The 24,986-nt window shown below is 38.0% G+C and carries 18 protein-coding genes; 5 read left to right on the top strand and 13 right to left on the bottom strand.

Annotated features, from left to right (window positions below; translation table 11 throughout):
* The first annotated feature begins 96 nt into the window (after nt 1–96).
* The 3 genes from C1634_RS05980 to C1634_RS05990 are packed head-to-tail and all read left to right on the top strand — an operon-like array spanning nt 97 to nt 7,095.
* Nucleotides 97–3,195 (top strand): SusC/RagA family TonB-linked outer membrane protein, encoded by a 3,099-nt coding sequence (locus C1634_RS05980; protein WP_103234249.1) that lies wholly within the window; start codon nt 97–99, stop codon nt 3,193–3,195.
* 11 nt (nt 3,196–3,206) lie between these two features.
* Complete coding sequence (locus C1634_RS05985) at nt 3,207–4,580, top strand: RagB/SusD family nutrient uptake outer membrane protein (protein ID WP_103234250.1); 1,374 nt, start codon at nt 3,207–3,209, stop codon at nt 4,578–4,580.
* 1 nt (nt 4,581) lies between these two features.
* Entirely contained in the window at nt 4,582–7,095 is a 2,514-nt protein-coding gene (locus C1634_RS05990) for an alpha/beta hydrolase family protein (RefSeq protein ID WP_103234251.1), read from the top strand.
* Nucleotides 7,096–7,111: 16 nt separating this feature from the next.
* Here C1634_RS05990 and C1634_RS05995 read toward each other — a convergent pair whose 3' ends face one another.
* The 3 genes from C1634_RS05995 to C1634_RS06005 form a co-directional block, all read right to left on the bottom strand.
* On the bottom strand, nt 7,112–7,372 hold the full coding sequence (locus C1634_RS05995; protein WP_103234252.1) for a DUF6520 family protein: 261 nt from the start codon (nt 7,370–7,372) through the stop codon (nt 7,112–7,114).
* 67 nt (nt 7,373–7,439) lie between these two features.
* Complete coding sequence (locus tag C1634_RS06000; RefSeq protein WP_109738037.1) at nt 7,440–8,909, bottom strand: MauE/DoxX family redox-associated membrane protein; 1,470 nt, start codon at nt 8,907–8,909, stop codon at nt 7,440–7,442.
* Nucleotides 8,910–9,067: 158 nt separating this feature from the next.
* On the bottom strand, nt 9,068–9,850 hold the full coding sequence (locus tag C1634_RS06005) for a helix-turn-helix domain-containing protein (protein ID WP_109738038.1): 783 nt from the start codon (nt 9,848–9,850) through the stop codon (nt 9,068–9,070).
* Between the two features lie 423 nt (nt 9,851–10,273).
* On the opposite strand from C1634_RS06005, the gene C1634_RS06015 reads away from it, so the two are divergent.
* Complete coding sequence (locus tag C1634_RS06015) at nt 10,274–10,756, top strand: hypothetical protein (protein ID WP_103231322.1); 483 nt, start codon at nt 10,274–10,276, stop codon at nt 10,754–10,756.
* A gap of 479 nt (nt 10,757–11,235) precedes the next feature.
* Nucleotides 11,236–11,613 carry a hypothetical protein gene (locus C1634_RS06020; RefSeq protein WP_103231321.1) on the top strand — a complete coding sequence of 126 codons (378 nt, stop codon included), beginning with the start codon at nt 11,236–11,238 and terminating at the stop codon, nt 11,611–11,613.
* Nucleotides 11,614–11,891: 278 nt separating this feature from the next.
* On the opposite strand, the gene C1634_RS06025 is transcribed toward C1634_RS06020, so the two are convergent.
* The 10 genes from C1634_RS06025 to C1634_RS06070 all read right to left on the bottom strand — a co-directional run bounded on the left by C1634_RS06025 (nt 11,892) and on the right by C1634_RS06070 (nt 24,985).
* On the bottom strand, nt 11,892–12,491 hold the full coding sequence (locus tag C1634_RS06025; RefSeq protein ID WP_109738040.1) for a porin family protein: 600 nt from the start codon (nt 12,489–12,491) through the stop codon (nt 11,892–11,894).
* An 85-nt stretch (nt 12,492–12,576) separates the two neighbouring features.
* Entirely contained in the window at nt 12,577–13,185 is a 609-nt protein-coding gene (locus tag C1634_RS06030; RefSeq protein WP_165835267.1) for a DUF4304 domain-containing protein, read from the bottom strand.
* A gap of 120 nt (nt 13,186–13,305) precedes the next feature.
* Entirely contained in the window at nt 13,306–13,866 is a 561-nt protein-coding gene (locus tag C1634_RS06035) for a hypothetical protein (protein ID WP_103231319.1), read from the bottom strand.
* A 2-nt stretch (nt 13,867–13,868) separates the two neighbouring features.
* Nucleotides 13,869–20,213: an RHS repeat-associated core domain-containing protein gene (locus C1634_RS06040; protein ID WP_109738041.1), complete on the bottom strand. Its 6,345-nt coding sequence runs from the start codon at nt 20,211–20,213 to the stop codon at nt 13,869–13,871.
* Nucleotides 20,214–20,219: 6 nt separating this feature from the next.
* On the bottom strand, nt 20,220–20,741 hold the full coding sequence (locus C1634_RS06045; protein WP_228410000.1) for a hypothetical protein: 522 nt from the start codon (nt 20,739–20,741) through the stop codon (nt 20,220–20,222).
* Between the two features lie 566 nt (nt 20,742–21,307).
* Entirely contained in the window at nt 21,308–21,793 is a 486-nt protein-coding gene (locus C1634_RS06050; RefSeq protein WP_165835268.1) for a DUF3872 domain-containing protein, read from the bottom strand.
* A 17-nt stretch (nt 21,794–21,810) separates the two neighbouring features.
* Entirely contained in the window at nt 21,811–22,374 is a 564-nt protein-coding gene (locus tag C1634_RS06055) for a conjugal transfer protein TraO (RefSeq protein WP_103231316.1), read from the bottom strand.
* Between the two features lie 18 nt (nt 22,375–22,392).
* Complete coding sequence (gene traN / locus C1634_RS06060; RefSeq protein ID WP_103231315.1) at nt 22,393–23,322, bottom strand: conjugative transposon protein TraN; 930 nt, start codon at nt 23,320–23,322, stop codon at nt 22,393–22,395.
* A 24-nt stretch (nt 23,323–23,346) separates the two neighbouring features.
* The gene (gene traM, locus C1634_RS06065) at nt 23,347–24,690 is read right to left on the bottom strand and encodes a conjugative transposon protein TraM (RefSeq protein ID WP_109738042.1); all 1,344 of its coding nucleotides are present in this window, start codon (nt 24,688–24,690) and stop codon (nt 23,347–23,349) included.
* Nucleotides 24,680–24,985 carry a nitrogen regulatory IIA protein gene (locus C1634_RS06070; protein WP_103231313.1) on the bottom strand — a complete coding sequence of 102 codons (306 nt, stop codon included), beginning with the start codon at nt 24,983–24,985 and terminating at the stop codon, nt 24,680–24,682. The genes traM and C1634_RS06070 overlap by 11 nt, the downstream gene beginning before the upstream one ends.
* Nucleotide 24,986 lies beyond the last annotated feature (1 nt).

The following is a 24,986-nucleotide window of genomic DNA, read 5'->3' on the forward strand; positions in this document are numbered from 1 at the left end:
GATAATCAGGTAACAAAAAGACCGACAGTTGGCGCTGTCGGTCAGGAAAACTAATAACAATTATTCGTCGCGTTACTAATTTAACAATACAAAAATATGAAAAATGTTGTTGTCTATACAGCAATCCTGGTTTTTCTCAATTTGTCGGCTCTATGTGCGCAGCAGCACATCTCCGACAAGAGGGTAAATTACCGGACAGGGAAAATATCGGCTGCAAAGGCAGTGAGTGATTTTCTAACCGCCAATCAGCTGGAATACGCCTATTCCGCAGAAGCGTTGGAAAAGTATACCATACAGGGCGTACAATGCACCAATGAAAGTGTACAAAACTGTATGAAAAAGATCCTTAAAGGCTTGCCTTTTGAAGTGCTGATCAAATTTAATTCGGTGATCATCAAAGAAATAAAACCCGGCACTTCAAAGACAAATCTTTCAGAAACCGGTGATCCGGAAACTATCCCGCAAAATAAAGCACTTGTAAAAGCAGAAATACAAAGTCCTAACGATACCATAAAGCGGGAACAATTGATCAAAGAGATCGTTCTCAATGCCGGTTACTACGCCGTTAAGGATAAAGAACGTACCGGAAGCATTTCAAAAGTAACGGCCAAAGACATCGAAAACCAGCCTGTTACCAATGTATTGTCCACCTTGCAGGGACGTATGGCGGGAGTCAATATCACCCAGAACTCAGGAGTTCCCGGAGGAGGATTTGATATTCAGATCAGAGGAAAAAATAGTTTGAGAACTGCGGGAAATGCCCCGTTGTATATTATTGACGGCGTACCGATGGGAAGTGAGATGACTTCTCCCTATTCAGGGGTCATCATGCCCGGAGCCAGCATCAATCCCCTTAACAGCATCAATCCGAATGATATCGAAAGTTTAGAAATACTCAAAGATGCTGATGCCACCGCGATCTATGGATCGCGCGGTGCCAATGGTGTTGTCCTGATCACCACTAAAAAAGGTAAATCCGGAAAACTTGGGCTACATTTTACAACCTCGTATGGGCTGAGTCAAGTAGCATCGAAGATGAAAATGATGAACACCGAGCAATATCTGGATATGCGCAGACAGGCGTTTGCCAATGACGGCATCACCAATTATCCCGCTACCGCTTATGATATTAACGGTACATGGGGTCAAAACCGAAATACAGATTGGGTAAAAACGCTGATCGGCAATACGGCAGCCTCGTCAAACTCCCAGCTTTCACTTAAGGGAGGCAGTGAAACCACTACCTTTTTACTGAGTTTGGGACACAACGAACAGACCACCGCCTTCGGGAGGGATTTTAAGTATCTCAGCAATAACATTTCCAGTAACATTTCTCATCGCTCACCGGATAAGAAGTTCCAGCTTACCATATCCAATCTGTTTTCTATTCAGAAAAACAACGTACTGAGGTCTGATATCACCCGACAAGCGTATTGGCTGTCACCCAATGCCCCTGATCTCTATCATCAGGACGGAAGCCTCAACTGGGAGAACAATACCTTTGCCAATCCTGTGGCAGCCTATAACAGCACCTATTCAAATGAAAGCAAACAGTTCTTAACCAACGTCAATACCCAATATGAGCTGTTTCCCAATATCAAAATCAAGCTCAACGGGGGAATCAATTACCAGATCTTTGATGAATTGGCGCTGCAACCCCATACGATGTACAACCCTTCTTTTGCCTTGGGACAGTCTAGTGCGACTTCCAGAGCCTCAAAAAATAATCATGATCGGTTTTCTTTTATCATCGAGCCTCAGATCAACTGGACGTATAAAAAGAATGAGCATGAATTTGATGCTTTAGTTGGAGGTACATTCCAGCGGGAAATGAACAAACAGGGCACCATGACCGGTGTAGGTTTTGAGAGCAATGTATTTATAGAGAATATTGGCGCTGCACAGACCAAAATAATCTCTGACCAGATCCGTACCGAATATCGATATGCGGCAGTATTCGGAAGATTAAATTATCAGTTTAAAAACAGGTATATTCTAAATATTACAGGAAGAAGAGACGGCAGCAGCCGATTTGGTCCCAATAAGCGTTTTGCCAATTTTGGTGCCATCGGTGCTGCATGGCTTTTTTCAAAGGAAAATTTACTAAAAGATAACAAATGGCTCAGTTTTGGAAAACTTCGTGGGAGCTATGGCTCTGCCGGAAGTGATCAAATCGGGGATTATCAGTATTTAGATACCTATGCGGTTTCTTCATCAATATATAATGGAACTACGGGATTATTGCCCTCCCGCCTGTACAATCCGGATTACAGTTGGGAAAAGACCACAAAACTGGAAACAGCCCTTGAACTGGGATTCTTTAAAAACCGACTCAATCTTACTGCAGCGTGGTACCGCAATCTTTCTTCTAATCAATTAGTAGGGATTCAGCTCCCTTCTGTGACAGGGTTTCCATCCGTATTAGCGAATCTGCCCGCTACGGTAGAGAATACCGGATTTGAATTGGAATTGAATGCACGTCCTTTTAAATCAGGGGAGATTCAATGGGAAACAGGTTTCAATATCAGTTTTCCTAAAAATAAACTCATTTCTTTTCCCGGACTGGAAGGATCGACCTATGCCAATCAGTATGTAATCGGTCAGCCTACCTCAATCATAAAGGTCTACCAACTGGAAGGAATCGATCCACAGACAGGACAGTACAGGTTTACAGATTTTAACGGGGATGGTAAAATATCCTCACCGGATGATAATAAAGTCATCGAAAAAATAGGCGTAGAATATTTCGGAGGTTGGAACAATACGTTGCACTACAAAAACTGGGATCTGTCAATTTTATTTCAATTTGTCAAACAAAGAAACAGAAACTATAACAGCATCATGCCCGTACCCGGTGGGATGACCAATCAGCCGTTAGAAATTTTGAATGTATGGTCTGCTGAAAATCAGGGTGGCTTCTATATGCCGTACAGATCAGGTGTGAGTACAGCCCATAATTTATTCCAAAACAGTACCGCAGCAGTTTCAGATGCCTCATTCATCCGTCTGAAAAACCTGCAGCTGGGTTATCGAATCCCTTTGAAAAATTCTGTCTTTAAAGATGTAAAGGTCTTTTTTCAGGGACAGAATCTTATCACATGGACCAATTATTTTGGAATCGATCCTGAGTTTTTGGGTATGGGCTTTCTGCCACCACTCAGAACCTATTCTTTTGGCGCTCAGTTTAATCTTTAAAATCCTTACTTATGAAAACATTTAACATACTATATCTCATCATTATACTTTTCCTATTAAAAATCACCATCTCATGTGAGAAGCTGGTGGAAGTAGAAATTCCCAATAATCAGATCACGAAAGATCAGGTATTTGAAGACGTGCAGACGGCTAATGCGGCGCTTGCAGGGTTATATGCCGGAATGCGGGATAGTTCACCCATTGCAGGAGATAACGCAGGTAAACTTTTCGGATCTTATACCGATGATCTTGATTGTTATGTCACAATATATGTTAATGCGCTTTTCGATCTCTATCGTAATCAGCAGATCGCTGCCAATTACACCATTTACTCGTACTGGTCCGGGACGTACCAGAACATTTATCTCGCCAACGCTATTATAGAAGGGGTAGAAAATTCGTCAGCATTACCTGCAGCTGAAAAAAGTAGAATCAAGGGTGAGGCCCTTCTTATGAGGTCGATATTGTATTTTTATCTGCAGCAGATCTTCGGGGATATTCCATATGTAGTGAGCACCAATTATCAGATCAATCAATCTTTATCCAAAACACCGTCCTTAGAGGTTGTAGCCAAACTGGAAAGTGACCTGGGTCAGGCAGCCAATTTGTTAACAGATGACTACCGCAATGCAGAACGGATTTACCCCAACAAAAAGACAGCACAGCTCATGCTCGCTAAAATTTATATGCTGCAAAACCGATGGAATGATGCGGAAACTGTTTTGAAAAGTATTGTACAAAGCCCATTGTACCAGTTCGAGAATAATATAACCAAAGTCTTCCAAAAATCGGGAACTCATATTCTATGGCAGTTAAAACCTAAATATCCGGGAGAAGGAACTAAGGAAGCATCTACTTATTATTTCAATAATTCTGCACCAGACAGTTATGCGCTAACCCAGGATCTTGTTAACTCTTTTTCAAATGGAGACCTGAGAAAACCGAACTGGATGGTGGCGGTCACTTTTAACGGAAATACGTGGTACAGGGCGGATAAATATAAGAACAGAACCAATAATACCACCGAATACTCGGTTGTATTCCGATTGGAGGAAGCCTATCTGCTGTTCGCAGAGACGATAGTACAGCAGAATAAATTATCTGAGGCACTGCCTTATATCAACGCCACAAGACAGAGAGCAGGTCTTTCTGCTTTGACAGGTGGAATGACACAGCCTGAACTTCTCAATGAAATACTGCTTGAAAACAGAAAAGAGTTCTTTACCGAAATGGGACATCGTTTTCTTGATCTGAAACGTATGAACCGTCTCAATACATTGATATCGGTCAAGCCGAACTGGAAATCACATCATAATCTATGGCCATTACCACAGCAGGAACTCTTACTCAATTCTAATCTAAACCCACAAAATACCGGATATTAGCATGAAAAAATCAATATTTATCCTTTGGTTATTAATACTATTTATTAGTAGCAATTGGTATCCCGCACAAAAAGCAAAGGATACCCTGCAAAGCTGGATGTCAAAATTTTATAAAATAGGTAACCTTGAATACTCAGAAAACGGTCGGTGGGTAACTGTTAAAAAATGGTATGATTATAACAGTGATACAATAATGGTATTCAATACCCAAAAAAGCAGGCCACCATTTATTGGCAATCTAATTAGGATGGGGAATATATCCTTTTTAGGAGATAGTCATCTACTTGCTTCAGATCTTACAAGAGCAGAATACTGGAATCTCAAAAAAAATGAACGAATTTTTTATAGCAATGTAAAAAAAACAGCAGTCCTAGTTTTCTTAAGTGGCTATTGCATTTTAGACGAAAATGGAACTTTCACAGTATTCTCCTCGGTAGGAGAAAAAGTAAATCAGATAGAACATGTAATAGATTTTCAAGTAGCTCAAAGTGAAAGAAAATTATATGTATATCGCAAAATTGATAGTCTTTTTGAGATCCTCGATGTGTCATTAGCTAATGTTACAAAATTATATTCGACCAAAAGTAAAATAGAAAAAATAGAGATAAGCCCATCAGGTAAATTGTTAATCATTAAGGAAAATTATTTTGATAATTCCAAACAAGGGATTGTTTTCATCAATACTGCAAATGGTAAAATCGTTAAACCAGAAGGGATTTCTACAAAATATTCTGATTTTGTTGAAGTTAGAGAAATTCAACAAGGGAAAGCTTATTTGATTAGCTCAAATAGTTATTTTAAACCGCAAGATAAAACTCTGGTTGATATTTGGTATGGTAACGATAGTGATCTAGCAGCTAAAAAATATGGTGTTAGAGAGTATAGGTATTGGCTGTGGAGACCTGGGTCAATTAAAGCACTGTCAATTCCTAATGATAAATTCTCAACAATTACCTCTCTAAATAATGACAGATATTTGTTAGCTTTCAACCCAACAGAACAACACAATTACATTACTTGGAAACCTCAATTGAATGTACATTTATATGATACTAAGCAAGGTACCTATAGATTTATAGGTGCTTTAAAAGGTAAGCATTATGAATCACCCGAAATCATCTGCTCCCCCAACGGGAAATCTTTCTTGGCTAGTGAAGACGGGAAAAAATGGACATTTTTTGATGTTCTTACACTAAATAAAACAATTATTGCTGGGGAAAATATACAAAATCCAGTTTTCACAGTGGATGGCCTGTATATTTTCTTTGAAAGCCCGGATGATCTCTGGCGTTATGAAATAAAAACCAATAAGCTAATAAAACTAGGAATTGCACCTCGGAAAAATACACAAATTATGACCTATGAGAAATCCTTTGTAGTAGAGGACTTTAACTTTTTCAATAGTACTGTTGATCAGGGAAAGCCTATGCTTCTAAAAACATCGAATATGACTGATAATAAAATCTCTTATCTTACCTTTCATAATGATCAAGCACAAGAAGTCATAGCGTACTCAAACAAAAATATAAAGGAAATCAAACATGATAAAAATATGCAAAACTTTTGCACCATAGAGGAGAATTACAATACCCCTCCCCAGTTATTTTTGACCGACCTGCAAAGAAAAAGTAAGGTAATGTTGTATAAAGGCAATATTAAGGATAAAGTAGCTTCCATTTTACGACAAGACATTATTAATTATACAAATTCTCAGGGAAAGCAGCTAAAAGGTCTTTTATATTATCCGGAAAATTACGATCCAAAGCAAAAGTATCCTATGGTAGTCCGTATTTATCAAGTGCAAAGTGATACATCTAGCAAGTATCATGCTCCGGGATATATAAACCCAATAGGTTTTGATCTTCGCACATTAGTCCAAAATGGCTATTTTGTATACCTTCCGGATATCGTTTTCAGTGAGTCGGGCACAGGCTTATCTGCCCTGGACTGTGTTGAAAATGCTATTAATGCTATAAGTAGCAACTCAAATATTGATATAGCTAAAATTGGTCTTATTGGTCAGTCACACGGTGGTTACGAGACAAATTTTATAGCTACCCATTCTAACCGTTTTGCTACGTACATTTCTGGTGCAGCTAACAGTGATATTATACGTTCTTATTTCTCATACAATAATAATTTCAATAGTCCTTTTTATTGGCAGTATGAGAATGGACAATACGAAATGAAAGGTGCTTTTGCAACTAACAAGGAGTTATACTTCAAAAATAACCCTATTTATAATGTAGAAAAGGTTAATGCTCCGATATTGCTTTGGGCTGGTAAGAAAGATGAAAACATCGCATGGGATCAGACGATGGAGTTTTATATTGGATTAAAGAGAAATCAAAAGCAAGTTATTGCTTTATTCTATCCAAATCAAGGACACAGTTTGGGCATCAATACAGAGGAAAGAAAAGATTTGAACAGAAGAATATTAGAATGGTGGGATTATTTTCTAAAAGATAAGAAGAATGTCCCTTGGATCAATAAGCAAATAAAAAAGGATGCCTAGGCATCCTTTTTCTTTTTTACGGTTTAAATAGCTCTTCTCCACACATCGTTGCAGATATTGGTGCATCATGCAGGGGCGTCACATTATCCACTGACCAAGTACATGTCTCACTTCCTGTGGGGCTACATTGTTGTTGTTGTACCTTAATACATCGACCCGAAGAGGTTTCGATGCGGTATGCATCTACAAGAACACTTTTACTTGTTGTTACTTTTGTCGCAAAAGCAGCGCCTGCACCCATTAGAATAACAGCAGCAGGAAAAATAAACTTTTTCATAATAAAAAATTTAAGGTTTGATTGTGCCTACTCTATAAGGTTTTCGGCTTCCCCTGGTTTGGTATTTTTATATTGGTACTCTGAATTTGTATCTGATGAGTTCATTTCCAATCAGCACATACAGGTATTTATCAGTTGCCAGCATCTGTGACATTGTATTTTCCTTCCGGTTCTGTATATAAAAGCTTCCTACATATTCCTGTCTGTCAGTGCGGTATACATCCACTATAGCAGCATTTTTCCATTCCTTAGCAGATTCATGTTTTCCCATCAAATTGGACTGATTGAATAGTAACTGACCACTAGCCGTCATTGTTTTGTTGACCACCAGTGGCGGCGCTGTCATTTTATGATTTCCGTCAGAAAGCTGCCGTGTTTCTATTTTAGCCCGGCTCGTTGTATCGATCGTGTTTAACCTCTTTACTACATGGAGATCATGATCCATTACCAAAAATTGGTTTCGGTAGAAATAGGTATAAATAAGCTCTGTAGCTCCCAAACTTCCAATGAGTTTACCATCGGAATCAAACACACCGTCGATCTGTTTTTCAAGAATAGAGGGGTACAGCTTTAGTTTTGGATTTGTACTAAGGTCCATACTCGCCAGTGTGTATTGCCTATGTTGACGGCTCTGTGTTCTGATCGTAAATCTGGAAGAATCTATTACCACAAGCTGGGTAAAGTAGGCATCCCTGTAGCTAATGGTTCGTGCAGATGAATCTCCTAAAACACCTCTGTATATAACAGGTACACTGCCGTCATACAGATAATAATGAGGAGATTTCTCCTGAACCTGTAAATTTCTGAATTTGTAATCTGACCTGTCAAGGTGGATTTTCATTGATGAACTCGATTTTAAGGCTGTATCAACCGATGTCAGGATCAAAGGTGCCGTAACATTGCCCAGGTAGATGCTGCCATTATTAACTCCGGCAAAATAATAGGAATTGATTCCCAGATCTAAAGCTTTATCCTCAATGACTGGATGTAGTAGAAAACGCCTAGTAAAATTGTTTTCCTTTTTAATGATATTTTCGGAGGATAAAAATAAAACGATTACAATTCCGGCAGAAACAAAACTTATTGCTCCGGTGCTGATCATAGTTCTGTATAGCTTTCTTTCTTCTTGTCGCTCTAATATATAGAGTACGGTAAAAGCCATCAGAACGCAGACTATGTTGAAAATCATATGCTCAGTCCAGCCTAATTTCTCCAAAATCCCGCCACAGGAACACGGAACAAAATCGCTGTAATTCAAAATGAGGTAAATATAAACGGTGAAGCTCACCATGATCCCCAGGGAAAGATATAGCCCTATGAGTCGAGTATTCTTGATGCAAAGAAGTAATGCAATGATGAGCTCTATGATAATAACGGTATAAGAAATCAATCCTGCATAGGCACTCAGTAGTGGTGACTGTGCCAATTGAACCTGAAAATTCTCAAAATCCAGTATTTTACTTACTGCCGCATAGCAGAACAGCAGTACAAAGAAGTACGCAGCAATAACAGGCAATATGAGGAGACTTTTTTTCATAGGGATTAATTTTTCAGTTCACTGAAGTAAAGCTCCCTATTAAAAAATAGAATTAAACATCAAATAGTACCAAAAACATGCGAAAAAGTATAAAAAACAGTGAATAAAGTACCAGATATATTGAAAATAGTACTGAATTTCAAAAAATTCTATTTTTTCTAAATTACAGTCAATAATCTGGGAATAGAATGGAGGGGAAATCCATATTTTCTGCCAAATAGAAAATACATGCTGTTATAATTTGAAAAATCGTTTCTATAGGCGATCTCTTTTAAGCTATATGACGTAAACAGCATGTCTTCAAACACATTAAGCATTTTCATCTTATTGTGGAATCGATGGAAGGTATCACCAAAATACTCCTTACAATCCTTTTGAAACTGATTGTAATTCTTACCATAATCGGCAGCCAGTTTTCTAAGGGGTTTGGACTTTGATGGCTCATCATGATGAACCTGATGAAGGGCTGCTTCTAGATAGTAAAGGGTACTGGGACTGTGGTGAATTGAAGATGCCGGAATGGAGAGTTCATAAAGAAAAAAAACAACCGAGTGAGAAGAACTTTCCAAAATACCTATTCCGGTATACAAAAATATTTTTCCGGATCTGTGAAGATGAAGATTAACAGGGATCATGGAAGTGCTGGCATAGACAGTGGTAAGATCAATAAGTTCTTTGTCGATGCCTTTCAACTTTTCCAAATTGAGGTCAGAAAGATTAAATCTTTTTACAATGGCATTTTCAACATACTCATATTCCTTTGGAACAATATGGACACATTGAAAAAAACGGATATAGGTATCAATAACCTTTTTCGTCAGTTTTGCCAGGAGTTCATAGTGGTTGGGACTTAATAAGGATAATTTTACAGAAAGCTGTGAGAACCTGGTCATCACTCCTTCAATTCTTTTGTTGATCAAAGAAAGTAAAAATATATTCATGAGCGCGTTATTTTAGTCCTGGGGAAAAAACTAAATGTTTAAAAAGTTAATTTACAATTTTCCATTCAGAATATCAAAGTATTTCTCATTATAGAGAATTAATATATTACAAGAAAGAAGACTATGTAAAAAATAAAATAGTGTGATTTCCATTTAGTAAACTTCCATTATAGTTAATAATATACATTTATTGCCATTAGATGATCACAAACCAAAAAAATTACCGTAAAAACCCATATAATTACAGGGAAAAACCCCTTGACATAATAACAAAAATCACTAATATTGGAGTAAAATTAAAACTAAAAAAAAGTTTTAATATCGTGATTATAAGAATATTCCAATTCTCTTACCACTTATTCCCTGTTAGGTACAATTCCCATGGTATTGCATCAGGTAAAAAAATGATAAAAAATTTATAGTATGAATAAATCTATTTTTTCTAGAGTTGTGATAGTCACATTTTTTTTATGCTCCGGTTCTGTTTTCTCACAGTTAGTAACCTCAGAATTACAATTGTGGGAAAAATTAAATCCCAGTTCCCATGAAGCGCCAGAATGTAAGGATCAAAATCTGTTGAACTTCCATTGTGGAATTAAGAATAAATTCATCAAAAAACATATTAAATACAGCCGGGATAAAAGCCATACACTTAGCGTTGTCCACGCCTCTAAAGAGAGTGACTCAATCTGGCAAAATTCAGACAAAAACGTGTCCCTGTCGAACAACAGATACGAAAATGGCGGTGCTAAATACATAGAATTACGGAAACGACCCAGTATTTTTTCGTTTACAAGTGGATCTGATCCAAAAAAAGGAAAATCTGATAGTCTGAAAATAAAATTCGCAGAACAAAATCTTTATGAATTGATTTTCATTCCCAAACGTCCAAATCAACAGAACTAAATAATATTCATTCTTACCTCTCTATTAAGTATGGGATTTCATTAGAATGTACAGGCTTTTATTGAAATAAAAGGCGTTGAGGAAGGTTTTGATAAAATTAAGCGAATTAAATATGATGGTACGTGGTTTGCTGTAAGTCGAGGAATACAAGTTAAAATCGCAAATATTGAAGATGTTAAGTATTTAAAACTCATTTTAGCGGAAAGAAATGGGCTTCTATTTTCAATATCTATAGTTGCCAATAATCTGGAAAGTTTGAATGAAGAGGCTATAAAAGATATAATTAATAAATTTTCTATTACATGAGTGATTAAAGATAAGGTGATTTTTATGATAGGCTACCACTCACAATTATTTGTGGCTCAACCTTTCAGAATCTGAAAATGAAAAGCCGTAAATCGTATCGACTAAAATCGTTCCAGCCAGCACACACATTAACAATTTAAAATAAAGATTAAATAAAAAACCACAAGTAAACTATGCAAAAATTCTTAGAGGCTCTTAAAGAACGAGCAAGCTTTTTTTTGATCGAAATGGGTCAGTTTAAACCTTTTAGTGCGATTGTGCAGGTTGATGGAGAAATAAAAGATATTATAAATGATTCGCAATCTTATTCGCTAGAAATAATATATGAATTACTTCTGAAGAACGTACAACAAGATTTGAAAAATAATAATATCAAAGCATCAGCAATAGTTCTTACCGGTAAAGCAGATGGTTACGATGTAGTAGTGATAGAAATTTTTACAAATCTCCAAGAAAAGTATCAGGCAGTATTTCCCTATGCCATAAATGGTGAAATTGTAACCTTCGGAACGGATCTGAATAAGGGATATCACACCAATACCGAGAGATGAAGATGAAGGTATGTCTCATTCAGAACCGCTATTTTTTAGTTAGATATTTTGAATAAGAAATGTAAGGACACTCTGATTGAAACCGATATACCGGAGCAAATTTCCGAAATAATGGTTTACATAACCTAAAAGGCGGATGTTTACATGCTGATTGTTTTAAAAATGAGATTAATAAATTTATTTTAAAAAAGAGCTACCCGAATTCTCGGATAGCACTTTTTTAAAATTATAAGAACTTAATAATTACATCATAAGTTCTTCAAGCTCTTTTTTACTGTTTAAAAAAGATAATTTATACCTAACTGAAAATTAGTATTTCTTGAAGTTTCTCCAAGCCCATACTTTATAGTATCGGTTAAACCAGCAATATAACGGACATTGACTCCGATGTTCGGAGTAAATCTGTATCCTAGCCCAATCCCTGCTCCAAAATTAAAGGTTCTGAATGAATCTTTATTATTGGCCTTATAAGTTTGGCCATTAATATTACCTTTCGCCTGCGCATTGACAAGAAGCCCAAACTCAGGTCCTGCTTCAAGATAAAATTCTGGAGTGGCATTGTATTGAAGCATTACAGGAACATTGATATAACCAAAGTTTTGCTGCATATTCTTTATTGTGTAAGTGGCCATTTCATAATCACCTTTTACTTTTGCTCCCTGCTGGCTGTAAACAATCTCCGGCTGAAGACTAAATGCGTCAGAAATTGGGACATTAACAAAAGCTCCGGCATAAAATCCTATTTTAGATTTGGAATCACTTCCAGATATACTTGAAAGGTTTCCTCCGGCTTTAACACCAAATCTTGGTTCGTCTGTAGATTGAGCAAACGACATAGTTCCGATAACTATGCATAAGTTTAGTAATTGTTTTTTCATAAGATAGGTTTCATAATTGTTAATAGTTTAAATAAGAATAAAAGCGGTAGCACATTGAAAAAATCAATGTGCTACCGCTAAGTAGTTAATTACTGTATTCTATTTCCTCCAAATGTTCTTTAACTATATCATGATATTTCTTACCGTCTGGTTGTTGCATAAATTTCTCAACAACTTCATTTAAGGTTTCAATATCTCCTTTAGCTTTCAAAAATATGGTCAAATATTTAAATTTTTCGACAGCTGTTGATCTAATAAAATCTCCTTTTATTAAACTCTTCATAAGACCTTCATCTGTTAAGCGCTTATCAATTTCAGGTAAAATAATATTTCGGATATTATCTATTATATCTGAAATAATCTCACTTAAATTACCTTCTGGTTGAATCTTCCACCAAAAATCATTACCATCAGGCATAAAATGTCCAATTCTAGCTTGCCATTGGGATGACCATACATCTGGTACTTTTGAATTATCATAATCAAAATCTACAACTTTTACTAAAAGATCTGAATACACACCAAAATTAATTGTGAATTTTATTTCATCTTTATTACCATCTTGGCTTTTTTGAAAATTTATAATTCCAAAATTTTTATCTGACTTTAAGTGAAAACTATTTCCTTTTTTACTATATCCTTTTTCTTTAAGAAATGGAGTGATAGATTTTATAATTTCTTTTAATCTGTCCATGATATAAATATTGCTGTGCAAAATTTTATTTTGCAAGTGGATATGGAAAAACAAGCGGCTTGTTATATACCGCATGGATATGGAAACAGGCGGCTTGCTATATACCGCCTGAAAAAGTGCTTATACTTCTTTATATTTCAAATCATAATCCGTTGAGCGTTTTGCATCCTGCACTAATCGCCAACCTTCTTTGAGCTTTTGTTCTGCTTCCGGTCCAACCCATTCCATAAAATCATACTTCTTAAAAGCTTTTTTAATATTTTTTGTAAGCTCCTTATAGATAGATTTCGAGAATGTGAATTCACTTATACAAGCTGCGCGACTCATCACTAAGGTATTTTCCCCCTCCGTATAAATTCCACCTAATGTTAGCTCTATACTTTTCGGATTTTCTTTTTGATCAACAGCATATAATATACCTCCTTTTCTCTGGGGAATATCTCTAATAATTACTTCCATGTTTTTCTCAATTATCATATAGCTGTTTGGAGATGATAAGTAGAAAGAACTCTCAGTATAACCTAATTCCTCTATATCTGAATAGGTATTATAATAAATAACTTTCTTTTCACCGAACATTCCGATTTTAGCATACCTTATATCAAAAGTATTTTCGAGATGAGATAAAATAGGAATAATATCCCCTTTTGTTGCATGAAACATTAATTGTTCATTTTTCATATTTACTTCAATTTTTTTGGTACTAATAATAGATGTTCTCCTGGCTGAATCTGAAGGCGAATTCTTGTAGCATTCCTCAATTCTCTTGCAGTTGGAGTAACTCCATCTTTTAAAACGTCAACTGTGTTTATTCTTAAAGTCGGATATTTTGGATGAGTAGCAGTAATATCGAGATAAGATCCTCCCTTTCTTCCCCCACCTAAAGGCTTAAGATATTCTTCGGTTTTTTGACCACCACCACCGTTAATTCTATATCCTCTACTTTCCAGTTCCGTTGCTATTTCAGATAGTTGCTCCCTGGTAGCAGCATTTCCAAGCCTTCCCTTATTACTTGCATAATTCCCTTCATATATTCTTTGTGGCCCTTCCTTATACATTGCTACGGGCTGCTCATCCACAAACTTTGTTCCTGCATATTCATCAGTACTAAAGCCTATATCCCCAATTTCTACAGGTGTTCTTTTTACAGGAACTGCCCCAACAGTAGTAGTTTTCGGTGTATTGTTCAACGTCCATGCACTTCTGCCTTGGGCAATAGGAGCATCTTTAAGGATAGTTCCCTGTGGAGCGCCTATTTTAGCGGCCTGTGCATTTTTTACCATTTGGCCTATAGTTCCGGATACTGCTCCTAAAGCACCTCCTATGGCAGCACCAGATAATCCGCCCATTACAGTTCCTTCGATTACATTTTCACCAAACATTACTGCTGTTGCAAATCCGTTAATAGCACCAGCTACAGCACCTCCTGAAGCACCTGCAATCGCTCCCCCTAAGAGACCTCCCTGTATTCCATAGGTTGCAGCAGCAGCAAGGGATGCAGAACCAACAGCAGCACCTACACCTCCGGTAAATGCACCTACGGCAGCTCCCATTGCAATTTTCCCCCAGGTAGCACCCCAGTTCCACTTTAAAGGGTTTAATGAGCCACCATTGGCTTTTACTCCTGTTAAATAACCGCCTATAACTGCTCCTACAACAATCCATGCAATCTCTCCATTTGGATCATTGTAGATTAGGGGATTATTCATTACATACCCATACCTGTTGTAAATTTGAGTATTAAATGGGTCCTGGATGTTTTCATCCGCATTCAGGAATCTTCTGAGCAGTGGATCATAAAGCCTTCCGTTCATGTGGATAATCCCCACTTCCATATAATGCTCATGACCTGTATAGCCTCTGTCTATCAGTAATCCTCCGGAAAAATCTATAAGGACAGTAATGCTGGCTTTGTCGACAGCCAGTTTACTTTTCCCAATGCGAAGATGAGTTAAATTACCCCACGCATCGAAATGCCTTTGTTCAAGCATATTTCCGGCCTCATCGCTTATCGCTAAGATACTTCCGAGATAATCTTTATGCAGGAATTTAAAAGAACCGCTATTCTCATCAAAGTTTTTCAAAAATACAATATTACTTTCATATGGATTACCCTCAATATAAATGATGTGTTTTTCTTTTCCATTGATATTATTCCTTACGACTTCAAAGCTTCCTTCTTCACTGTATAGCTTGGTGAATTCTCCGTCATTTTCCGGAGAGAATTGTCCTTTGTAGGTTGCTCTTTGTCTCATACCGCTTAACCCGTACTGGAATGCCACAGAACCTTTTTCTCCTGCAATGTATACCGGATCATTATTCTCATTATAAACAACTGTCTGAACCAGATCCTGATCATAATTCTGCATCCCGTCATTATTTAGAGTCATTCCGGTAGCCTGATAAATCTTGTCTGTATTTTCATACTTAATGGTTCCCACTTGGTCATTTATCAAGATCCTGCCTTTTACATCATAGATATTTCTATTGGTAGAAGGCTTAAGTCCTAATATCGGGTCTGTCCAGTTGATCAGACGGTTGTTATCGTCATAATCAAAATATTCTGTTTCAAAAGGTAATACTGATTTTCTGCTTTTAAGCTCATTTTTAATCGCATCAAAATTGTAAGTGGCCTTAAAAATATCCGGTTTTATGGGTGAGGAGTGATTAACATTTGTCAAAAATCCGTTACCATCATATTCATTATTAATTTCAGCCGCTCCCAATTTAGCCCTTACCAACAGCCCTTTCGCATTAGTTTCTTTCAGTTCCCATAAAACTTTCCCTGAAGTCTTATCCTTAACCTGGTACAGCTCACCATTCCATGCATTGTACAGGTTTTCGACAGAAACATTAGTTGTGCCTACGGAAGTCTGTATTGCTTTTTCATAAGAGCTTATCCTTCCTTTGCTGTCATAAACAACATTTTTATGCGAAAAGTAAGCGTCAGGAGTTTCCTGAAAAGAAGAAGTGTTTCTTCCCTGAGGGTCATAGTTTATGGTATAGGTGTACTTCTTCCCATTGGAGGTTCCTGTTTTTTCAGTAAGCCTTCCCTTATTGTTATAGGAGAAGCTTATTGCTTTATCCGTTTCGTTTCCTGTAGTGGATTTTTCATTCTGAATTACAAGCTGCCCAAGGTTGTTATACTGATATCTTTTCTCACCCTTTGGGCTTATTACTCTTGACAGAGTCCCCATATAACCAAGATATTGGTATTCATATACCCCGGTAGACGGATCTTCCACCCGTATTTTATTTCCCCAGTCATCATACATCGTGGTCACAATATGCTCCGCATATTTAGCCTGGATCTGCTGACCTGATGCATTATAAGAAAATTGTACCGTACCTCCCTTATCGGTAGATGATAGTACATTTCCTAAAGCATCCAATGTCTGGGAAGTTGTTCTTCCATAATCCAATGGGCTAATTTCTTTTACTGTTGTAGTGAGTCCTGATATAATGGTTTCTGTCTGCTTTCCGGTAAATGCAGTAGCTTTTACCTTTGCAGGGAATACAGTATCATCATAAACAAAGGTATTCCACTGGTTGGCACTTTGCCCTTCGAAATAAGTTTCAGATTCTTTGAGCTTCCTACCCAGGACATCATACTGAGCGTCTTTAGAAACATACTGTCCCTGTGTGAAGGCTTTGGAAGATGTTTTATATTCCTGTCCCAGCTTGTTGGTAAAAACTTTTGCAACATCACCATCAGCATCATTACGGGTAATGGTCTCATTGTACTGGTTATCTTTTGCGTACAGGTAAGTCGTAGTTCCAGTTAAGCTGGAAGCAGAACTCTGGAGCTTACCCCATACATCATATGTACTGGTAAGGGAGTTACCATTTGGATCTGTTTGGGTCAGGACCTGTCCCAGACTGTTATAAGTAAACCCGGTTTCCAGTCCCAGGTTATCCGTTTTTTTAATGATAAACCTTCCTGTGGAGTCGTACTCATCTTTCTGAGCTTTTGAATTTCCGTCGATACCAGATACTGTTTTTTTGAATATAATGTTCCCAAACCCATCATAAGAATATTCTTCTGTTGTAGCTTGTGTAGCATCATTTCCGGGAAAAAACTGGCTGCTTTTTAACAGGTTGTTCTCATAGGTATAGCTCGTAAAGGTATTTTGTATATCACCATAAGCTTCCGTTTTTTCGGCCTTATTGGTAGGTCTGCCCACATAATAATCTTTTCCTGTACCCCAAATATTATGGGTATAGTCAAACTCAGTGGTAGATATTCCGTAGCCATTGTTGGTATTTATTTCTATTTTAGAAGGCAGGTAATAGTTTTCATAGCTCGTTACTTTCTGAGTGAATGTTCCGGTTAAAAAATCTTTTGTTTTGGTAAACTTAGGAACAATAGCCGTAACAATTTTGGACTGACTTCCTGAAGGTATAGAAGTAACTACCTGACCATTCAGCAGCTTATCCGCCTTATAGTCTACAGATTCAAAACTCAGAAGCTGGGTATTGTTTTCTGAAATATCTGCCGGGAAAATATTACTTTCATTATTGGTTCTGATGCTCCATTCTTTTACAGGTGCACCATCCAAAAATGGATCTATTTGTGATCCTGACCATATCTTGGTGTTTTCAAAGCCATCAGCATACCATGAAGAACGGGCGATCTGATGAAAGCCTAATAATTTTTTACCCTGCAGGTTTCCTACAAGTCCTCTATAACGGAAATCCTGCTTTCTGCCTTCTTCTATAAGCTGTGATACGGCATATGCCTGATCTACCCTTGCCATGGCATAGTTAGGATAAATCTCTTTCTTTTCTTTCTTGTAGAAGTCAGGAGTAGTAGTATTGCCCGGAACTACTTCCAGATATTTTACCGAGGTAGTAACCCCTCCCTGCGTAATTGAAGCCATTCTGGCCAATTCAGAAACAGGAGTAGGTCCTTTTATTTTTTTCAGGAACTGCTTCCAGTATAAAAAGACATTATAATAATTATTCCCGGATTTTATAGAATTGGTAATCGGAGTAAAGAGCGTAAGATCAAGCAGGTCCTGTGTGCTATATGACGGGCTTTGAAATAGCCAGTTGGGAGTAAAGTTCGGTGTTCCATTACCATCTGATCCATTAGCCATCTTTGCACTTACAACATAACCGAAATCTCTTGAGCCACCCGCGTTAAACATATTGATCTGGTTATAGGAGAATACCTGAACAATATCAGATTTACCGTCTTTGTTCATGTCGGTAACCGAAAAGAAATATTGTTTGGCAAATTTGGCATAATTACCTGTCATTTCTTTCTGGAACTTCCTGTAGGTGAAAAATTCCTGTTTTAGGAATGGGGCAAAACCCTTGTCTGTGCCCATATAGAATCTCCAGTCATCAGGTTTTCCTATAGCGTAATCGGTAACAGGAATAGCAAAGTCAAGTTTTCCGTCTCCGTTGTAATCCCCATATAAGACCGGAAATTCAGGGTCTTTGGTTTCAAGCAGGTTTCCGGAAAATTTTATTTTCTGCAGGTATGCATCGGCACTGTATTTTACAAACTCAAAAACGGTATACTGTGAATCTGCGACACTGATAATTTCTACTTTTCCGTCTCCATCTATATCTGTATACTTGCGATCCTTATAGCCACTTTCATTGATTCCCGAATCAAGCAGCAATCCTATTAAAGGAGTGGCCGGGTTTTTAAGGTCTACAATACCTTTTGAATTAAATCCGGGAAGACCTCCATCATCAAGAAAAGCATCAGGTATTCCGTCCCCATTAAAATCACCTACTTCAAGAATTAAATTATCACCTTGTCCATAAAAAACGGTATTACCCAGACTTTTATCGAATACTTTTACAAAATCATTGTTCCTAAAAATATACCCATAAATTCTACTGTCTTTATATTCAACAATTCCATTTCCGTTATATACCTGTCCGGTTTCGTCTAATAATGTGCTGACTACTTTAGCGTTACCAGCAAAAAATTTCCCTGTAGAAACGGTTGTAAAGGTCTCATTGAAAGCGCCCAGTTTTACCGTACCATTATTCATCAGGAAATCCAGATAAGAATCTCCGTTAAAATCTCCTACTAATTTAACATCATTAAAGGGTTCAGGCTCTGCTGTATACTCTGCATAAGAAGAGTTTACCATTGCCGGATAATTGAATGTAACGGGATTGGCAGGCTCGTTATTAGCATTATATTCGGTAATCTTCCCGACAAACTGGTAATTGGTTCCATTGCCTGTATATTCTATGCTGTACCGCTTAAACTGATTATTATTGGTAAGTACCTTTACCTCCGAAAGAATCTTGTTTTGGTAAGATTTAAGTCCTTGCACATAAGATTCTTCTTTTAAGTCTCTGTCATTATAGGAAAACTGGATGGTGTTCATATGAGGGGTATTCATATCCTTATTCCCACCCCAGCTTATGCTGCTTATCATGGCAGTACGGGTTCCCTGTACATAGCTGTATGAAATGTAATTTCCCTGTGGATCTTTCCATTCACTTATATTATACTCATTTGGAATTCTGGCAACTGGATTACGTCCATACCATGCCTGGGAACCATCCTCGAAAGTCACTTCCCAATATTCCGGGCCATACCATCCGGCAGAAGCTCCTATGGACTTAAATTTCGTGTTGGAGTATTTCTCTGTTACATATTCTGCACCGTCTTTGCCATATTCTCCTGATTTCAGTACCAGTCTTTTACCATTAAAACTGTAATAATCAGAGAAATCCATCTGAAGTCCTTTTACCTCTCCGGTATTTTCTATGTTTTTAGCTGTTCTGCTGATAGCGGTTATTCCAGAAATACTCCATCCATATCCAGCTATACCATTGCCTGATTCACTATTATAAACCAAACTCACCTGGGGTGATACTGTTTTCACTCCCGGAGGAAGGTCTACAGGCAATGAAAACTGTAGCTGCCCAACTCTGTTGACTTCAATATTTCCCTTTGTATCATGGAAATTCTGGGCAAAGGAGAATATTGAAGTGAAAGATAATATCAGCGATGAAAATAGCTGTATTTTCTTATGATTGTACTTTTTCATGATGCATTATCTTTTGGTGATGTTTTTACTGAAAATCCTTCCGTCTTTCAGCGTAAAGCGCAGTACATATACTCCCCAATCATAACCAGTCATATTGATTTTTAACTGCCTGTTAAGTCTGGGAATATTCTTCTGCTGAAACTTCCAGTGGACTGTACTGTGTTGATAAAGGGAAACAGATTCTATAAGCTTGTCAGTTTCCTCCGTCCAATCAATGGTTAAAACATCATTTACCGGAACCGGGTACAACCGCACCTGTTTCCAGAAGTCTTTTTCATCTATCATCTGGGTTGTAGGTTGTGAAACGGTTTTAAGCTGTGTTGAAGCTGTTTTGGCAAAATCATCAGGACCACGGTATCTCTGGCTGCCTGCTTCATCATATTTAAAATATACCTCGGTTTGGGAATAGCCCCAAAATCCGATCAGGAGGCAAAACAAAGGAAGAACTTTCCTTTGCAATAAAATTTTCCGAGCCGACATGCCCGGAGTGGTACACACCGAAGGTGTACCCAAATAAAGTTTTTTCATTGTGTTTTGTTGTTAGTGAAAAGTAGATTTAGTGATCCCAATAAAAAGGGATAGCCGCAGTATTTAACGGCCTTTTGTGCGACAGGGAACTCTTATCCTGATAGATAGAATGTTTTCATACATTTTGTTTTTAGGGTGTAAGGATATAACCTGACTAAAAATCAGGGGATGAAATGGGTAGTCTGGGAGACCTTAGGCTTTATAAGCCCTGCACAAAAAGAAATAAGGAGCCCCTTATATTGTGCATACAAGAAATTAAGTTTGAGAACCGAATTTCTTTTTTCTCATTCTAATGTTTTTTTAAGCGAACTTAGATCTTTTCCACTCTTTCTACAATCCGTAAATTCACGGCAAATCATATCCGGGTTTTTACGGTAAGTTATTTTAACCTGGCTAAATACATTGTTTCATTGCGTTTTGTTTTATTTTAATTTTTGTTAATCTTTAATTTGTTTCTATGGCAGAGCTATGACAGCATAGCGACAGAACTTGTCGCAATAAATTTTTAAATTGAAAAGGCCCCGCACTGAGTGCAGAACCTTTTGGTTTAAATGGGAGTAAATGCCTTAGTCTTCCTTTGTTTTGGTATTAAACTGAAAACTCACTTTTTGTTCATGCCCATGATTGTTCGAAATCCAGACATCAAACTCGTGTGAGGAATTTCCTTCGGAGACATACAACAATCTGAACTGCTGCTCCGGTAAAACATATGAGTCATTGGGTTTTAGTGTCAGCATCTTGCTGTTTATATTACTGTTTGCATTTGCTAAGAGCAATTTTCCGGCTCCCTCAAACTGAAAATAACGGATGTAGTACTTAGTCCTCTGGTAATTACCTTCTGTTTTAATCGTACACCTGATGGTTACGGTTTCTCCTTTGGCGATGCTCTTAGGAACAGGCATTACCTGAAATTCAAAAGGAAAGTCCGTTTTTACGTCTAACTCCTTGTTACAGGATGAGAGGGTAAAGAGGATCATTAGTATGGGTATCATCGATACCAGAGATCGTAGCCTCTTTATATAAGAGATATTTTTATTGACAGAATATTTCATTTTGTAAGATTTAAAGATTAGAAAATATAGCGGAGTCCAACACCAGCCGAAGGTCTGAACCTTTCGACGGAAGTTCCCCATACTGCTTTGGTTCTGCCTTGCACGAGCATCACCAGATGATCTCCCAAGTAGGTCTCCAAAGAAAGCCGTAAACCACCGCCATAGATAAAGCTATCTTTATTTTGAATGACAGCACCACTGGGCAGGAAACGCTCACTCCGGTTGATGACTTCATATCCTGCAACGCCTGTCACTCCCAAATTCAAGGAAATATTCTTTGCATGGTCACCGAGCAGTACAAAGCTGTATCCGCCTTCTCCACAGTATGTTTCTACAGGAATAGCATAGCTTTCAAACTCATGCTTCTTACGGGAATATTCTACAGCCCATAGCTGATAACCTCCGTTTTTCCCATTAATGGTCATTCCCGCCTGCAGATAAAAGTAATCATGCAGCGGCTTTTTATCCGAGATCAGTCCGATAGTGGCTTCAAAACCCGTCTGTCCTTTGATCAGCCGTTGGGCATAGATGCCGGTAGTACTAACTACAACCATCATGATGGTCACAATATATTTATTCATTTCAATTTATTTTAAGAGTTAGAAGATCAGTTTTAAATCAGTGACCGGCTTGGCATGGATCAGATCCATATTTTCTATTTCCAGTCTTTGATGTCTTCCACCGTTCTTCTCGAAGATTTCAATCACCAGCACCTTATCATCAGCCAGGGTAAACTGATCCAGCAGAAAAACATTGCGCTCTGATCGGGTATCCTTTACATCAGCCAAAGGAAGATAGGTCCTTAAAGGAACGATCTCATTTTCCTGTACAGCAGTTCGTTTGGATGTTTTCTTATCAACGATTTTGAAGGTCATAAAGTCAACTGGAAAAGGGACACTTGTGTCATTCTTTAGTTCGGTATGGAAGTAATACTTCCCGTTATAGATATAAATACCTTTGAGCAGGAAACTGATTCCGAAGCTGTAAGAACCGATATGCTTGATCAGTTTTTTATTCTTCGAGTAAATGGCTTTCAGAGCGGCCTCCGATAAAGAGGGCTGATTACCGCCAAGATCCTCAAATAAGACATCGTTTACTTTTTCCTTTTCCTGGGTTTGCAGCATTTTTTGTACATCATAATTTAAAGAGACGGGACAGCAGCTGTAGAAAACATCAAAATTGTAGAAACGACCATCTTCAGTAATCACAGAGAAATTGGTTTCGGCTTCAAAATTTCGTACTGCCGCTTTGATACGCAGGACATTCTCCACTTCATCCGCTTTTCCGGCAATCAGATTTTCACTTCCCATATCTACATATTTGATCTTAGAGGGAAAAATGATATGGGTGGTCTTGTCATAGGTAACCGTGAGCCAATACGGTTTAATTTTTCCGGTTTTGAGTCTCGATTCCGTAATAAGGGTATCGGTATTTTTAGCAGGGATGCTGTCCTGCTCCTGAGCTTTAAGTTGTAGGGTAAAGCTTGCCAGGAACATGATCATCAGCAGACTTTTTAATAGGTGTTTCATATTGTTAAAATTTTGGATTAATCATTATTTTTTGGCAACAAGGAATATCTTATGTCCGGCTTTAAGGGTGATCTTAGGCATTCTTACCTTTTTTGCGAAGTATCCTGAAATGCCTTGCACTACGCTTTTACTAAGGTCTGACGTAATCTGCTGACCCGCGGAGGAACTCAATGAAATACTCGTTCCTCCCGTATTCCCCATATTAGCAGCCATTTCAGTAAGGGCACTTCTTTCAGCGGAATATGGAATGGTTAATCCCGCTTGTCCATATAGATCATAAGCAGTGAGTTCTACAGGGATAATATGCCCTTCAAATTCTATGGACCCGACCAAAAGCTGAAGCCTGGTTCCTTGAAATTTGGCAATGGCAGTGATTACAGTTCCTTTAGGGATCATCAATTTTGAAAGCCTTGCTGCTTCTAACAATCGTATACGGACTGTCTGATCAATGGTGATGGTTTGGGTTTCATGAATACAGGCGCGGATGCTGTTAGCTGCCTGAGAAGTTTCCTGTACCTTTCCGGCAGTATAAAAGTTTCTGTTTTTCACCCGGCTCAACTCAGAAAGAAAAGCAGAATCCGAAGGTTCCCTATATAAGGCAGATACAATGTTTTTATGTGCAGGATACAACGCTGCAAAGGAAACTTTTTGCTTCTGTTGTTTTACGGTATCGACTGTCCTTACACTTGTGTCTTTTCCGTTTTTCTCCTCTGTTTTTGGGGTGCTATTTATACCATTAGTAGTACCGGTTGTAGGAAAATATTTGGCGGCCATCTGGTAGGACTTTTCCATCAGGGCGAGTTGACTTTCCACAGGATTAGCCGGTGGTGCTTCCCTTTGCGCCAGTTGAGCCTTTAAGGAACGTACTTCATTTTGAAGCTGGGAGTTTTGTCCATTATCCTGATAAAAATTGCCCAATGTCCCCTGAATATTCCGGTAACTGTTAAGGGCTTCATGTTGAGAGGAGGACCCCATAGGGGTATTTATTGAAGTTGTACTGCCGGACTGTGAGGAAGAACTATCCGCATTCCAATAGTCCGATAAATCGGTCAATGACTGCTTTTTTTCGAGTTCCTTTTGTTCCAGCAGATCTGTTTCATACGCTTTTCCCTTATCAGCCTGCATACCGGCCTCTGTAGCCTGGGGTACTGCTTCATTAAGTCCGGCTTGCTGCTTTTCCTCAGTATCCGATGATGGCGCAAATATCAGGTACATACACCCGAGAAATACGACAGCCATCAAAACGAAGATAAGCGGCTTTTTGAGCTTTTGCAGGTTATCACCCGAAGGTGTGTCTGCTTCAGGGTTTCCTTTCTGGCCTACCTCTGTGAGCCTGACCTCCTTTTTACTGTTATCATTATCTTTCATGATCTTTATTTTTTATAAGTGCCTGTGAAGAATCCTGTAATGGAGAATCCTTTACTTCTGATCCGTATTTTTTTTGTTCTATTACCGGGTTTTGAATGTGGCCCGTGACGGGCTTCTGTTTGACAGCATTGTTTCTGGCATCATACCAGACCGTCAGGACAACCCCTGCTGTTAGAAAGAGGTATCCTGTAAAAAAAAGGATCACCCATTTTTTCTGTTTCCTGGCAGAAAGCTTCTGCCACTCCGCATCGAGCTTTTCGCATCGATTGCTTATCATTGTTCTTATATTTTTCATA

It is taken from the genome of Chryseobacterium viscerum (assembly GCF_002899945.2).
Taxonomy (GTDB): Bacteria; Bacteroidota; Bacteroidia; order Flavobacteriales; family Weeksellaceae; genus Chryseobacterium; species Chryseobacterium viscerum.

Excerpts from the sequence above, each read along its gene's own strand:
- C1634_RS06005 (WP_109738038.1), bottom strand. The coding sequence starts at position 9,850 with ATGAATATATTTTTACTTTCTTTGATCAACAAAAGAATTGAAGGAGTG.
- C1634_RS05980 (WP_103234249.1), top strand. The coding sequence starts at position 97 with ATGAAAAATGTTGTTGTCTATACAGCAATCCTGGTTTTTCTCAATTTG.
- C1634_RS06050 (WP_165835268.1), bottom strand. The coding sequence starts at position 21,793 with ATGAAATATTCTGTCAATAAAAATATCTCTTATATAAAGAGGCTACGA.
- traN (WP_103231315.1), bottom strand. The coding sequence starts at position 23,322 with ATGAAACACCTATTAAAAAGTCTGCTGATGATCATGTTCCTGGCAAGC.
- C1634_RS05990 (WP_103234251.1), top strand. The coding sequence starts at position 4,582 with ATGAAAAAATCAATATTTATCCTTTGGTTATTAATACTATTTATTAGT.
- C1634_RS06020 (WP_103231321.1), top strand. The coding sequence starts at position 11,236 with ATGCAAAAATTCTTAGAGGCTCTTAAAGAACGAGCAAGCTTTTTTTTG.
- C1634_RS06000 (WP_109738037.1), bottom strand. The coding sequence starts at position 8,909 with ATGAAAAAAAGTCTCCTCATATTGCCTGTTATTGCTGCGTACTTCTTT.
- C1634_RS06045 (WP_228410000.1), bottom strand. The coding sequence starts at position 20,741 with ATGAAAAAACTTTATTTGGGTACACCTTCGGTGTGTACCACTCCGGGC.
- C1634_RS06035 (WP_103231319.1), bottom strand. The coding sequence starts at position 13,866 with ATGAAAAATGAACAATTAATGTTTCATGCAACAAAAGGGGATATTATT.
- C1634_RS06030 (WP_165835267.1), bottom strand. The coding sequence starts at position 13,185 with ATGGACAGATTAAAAGAAATTATAAAATCTATCACTCCATTTCTTAAA.
- C1634_RS06040 (WP_109738041.1), bottom strand. The coding sequence starts at position 20,213 with ATGAAAAAGTACAATCATAAGAAAATACAGCTATTTTCATCGCTGATA.
- traM (WP_109738042.1), bottom strand. The coding sequence starts at position 24,690 with ATGAAAGATAATGATAACAGTAAAAAGGAGGTCAGGCTCACAGAGGTA.
- C1634_RS06015 (WP_103231322.1), top strand. The coding sequence starts at position 10,274 with ATGAATAAATCTATTTTTTCTAGAGTTGTGATAGTCACATTTTTTTTA.
- C1634_RS06055 (WP_103231316.1), bottom strand. The coding sequence starts at position 22,374 with ATGAATAAATATATTGTGACCATCATGATGGTTGTAGTTAGTACTACC.
- C1634_RS06070 (WP_103231313.1), bottom strand. The coding sequence starts at position 24,985 with ATGAAAAATATAAGAACAATGATAAGCAATCGATGCGAAAAGCTCGAT.
- C1634_RS05985 (WP_103234250.1), top strand. The coding sequence starts at position 3,207 with ATGAAAACATTTAACATACTATATCTCATCATTATACTTTTCCTATTA.
- C1634_RS05995 (WP_103234252.1), bottom strand. The coding sequence starts at position 7,372 with ATGAAAAAGTTTATTTTTCCTGCTGCTGTTATTCTAATGGGTGCAGGC.
- C1634_RS06025 (WP_109738040.1), bottom strand. The coding sequence starts at position 12,491 with ATGAAAAAACAATTACTAAACTTATGCATAGTTATCGGAACTATGTCG.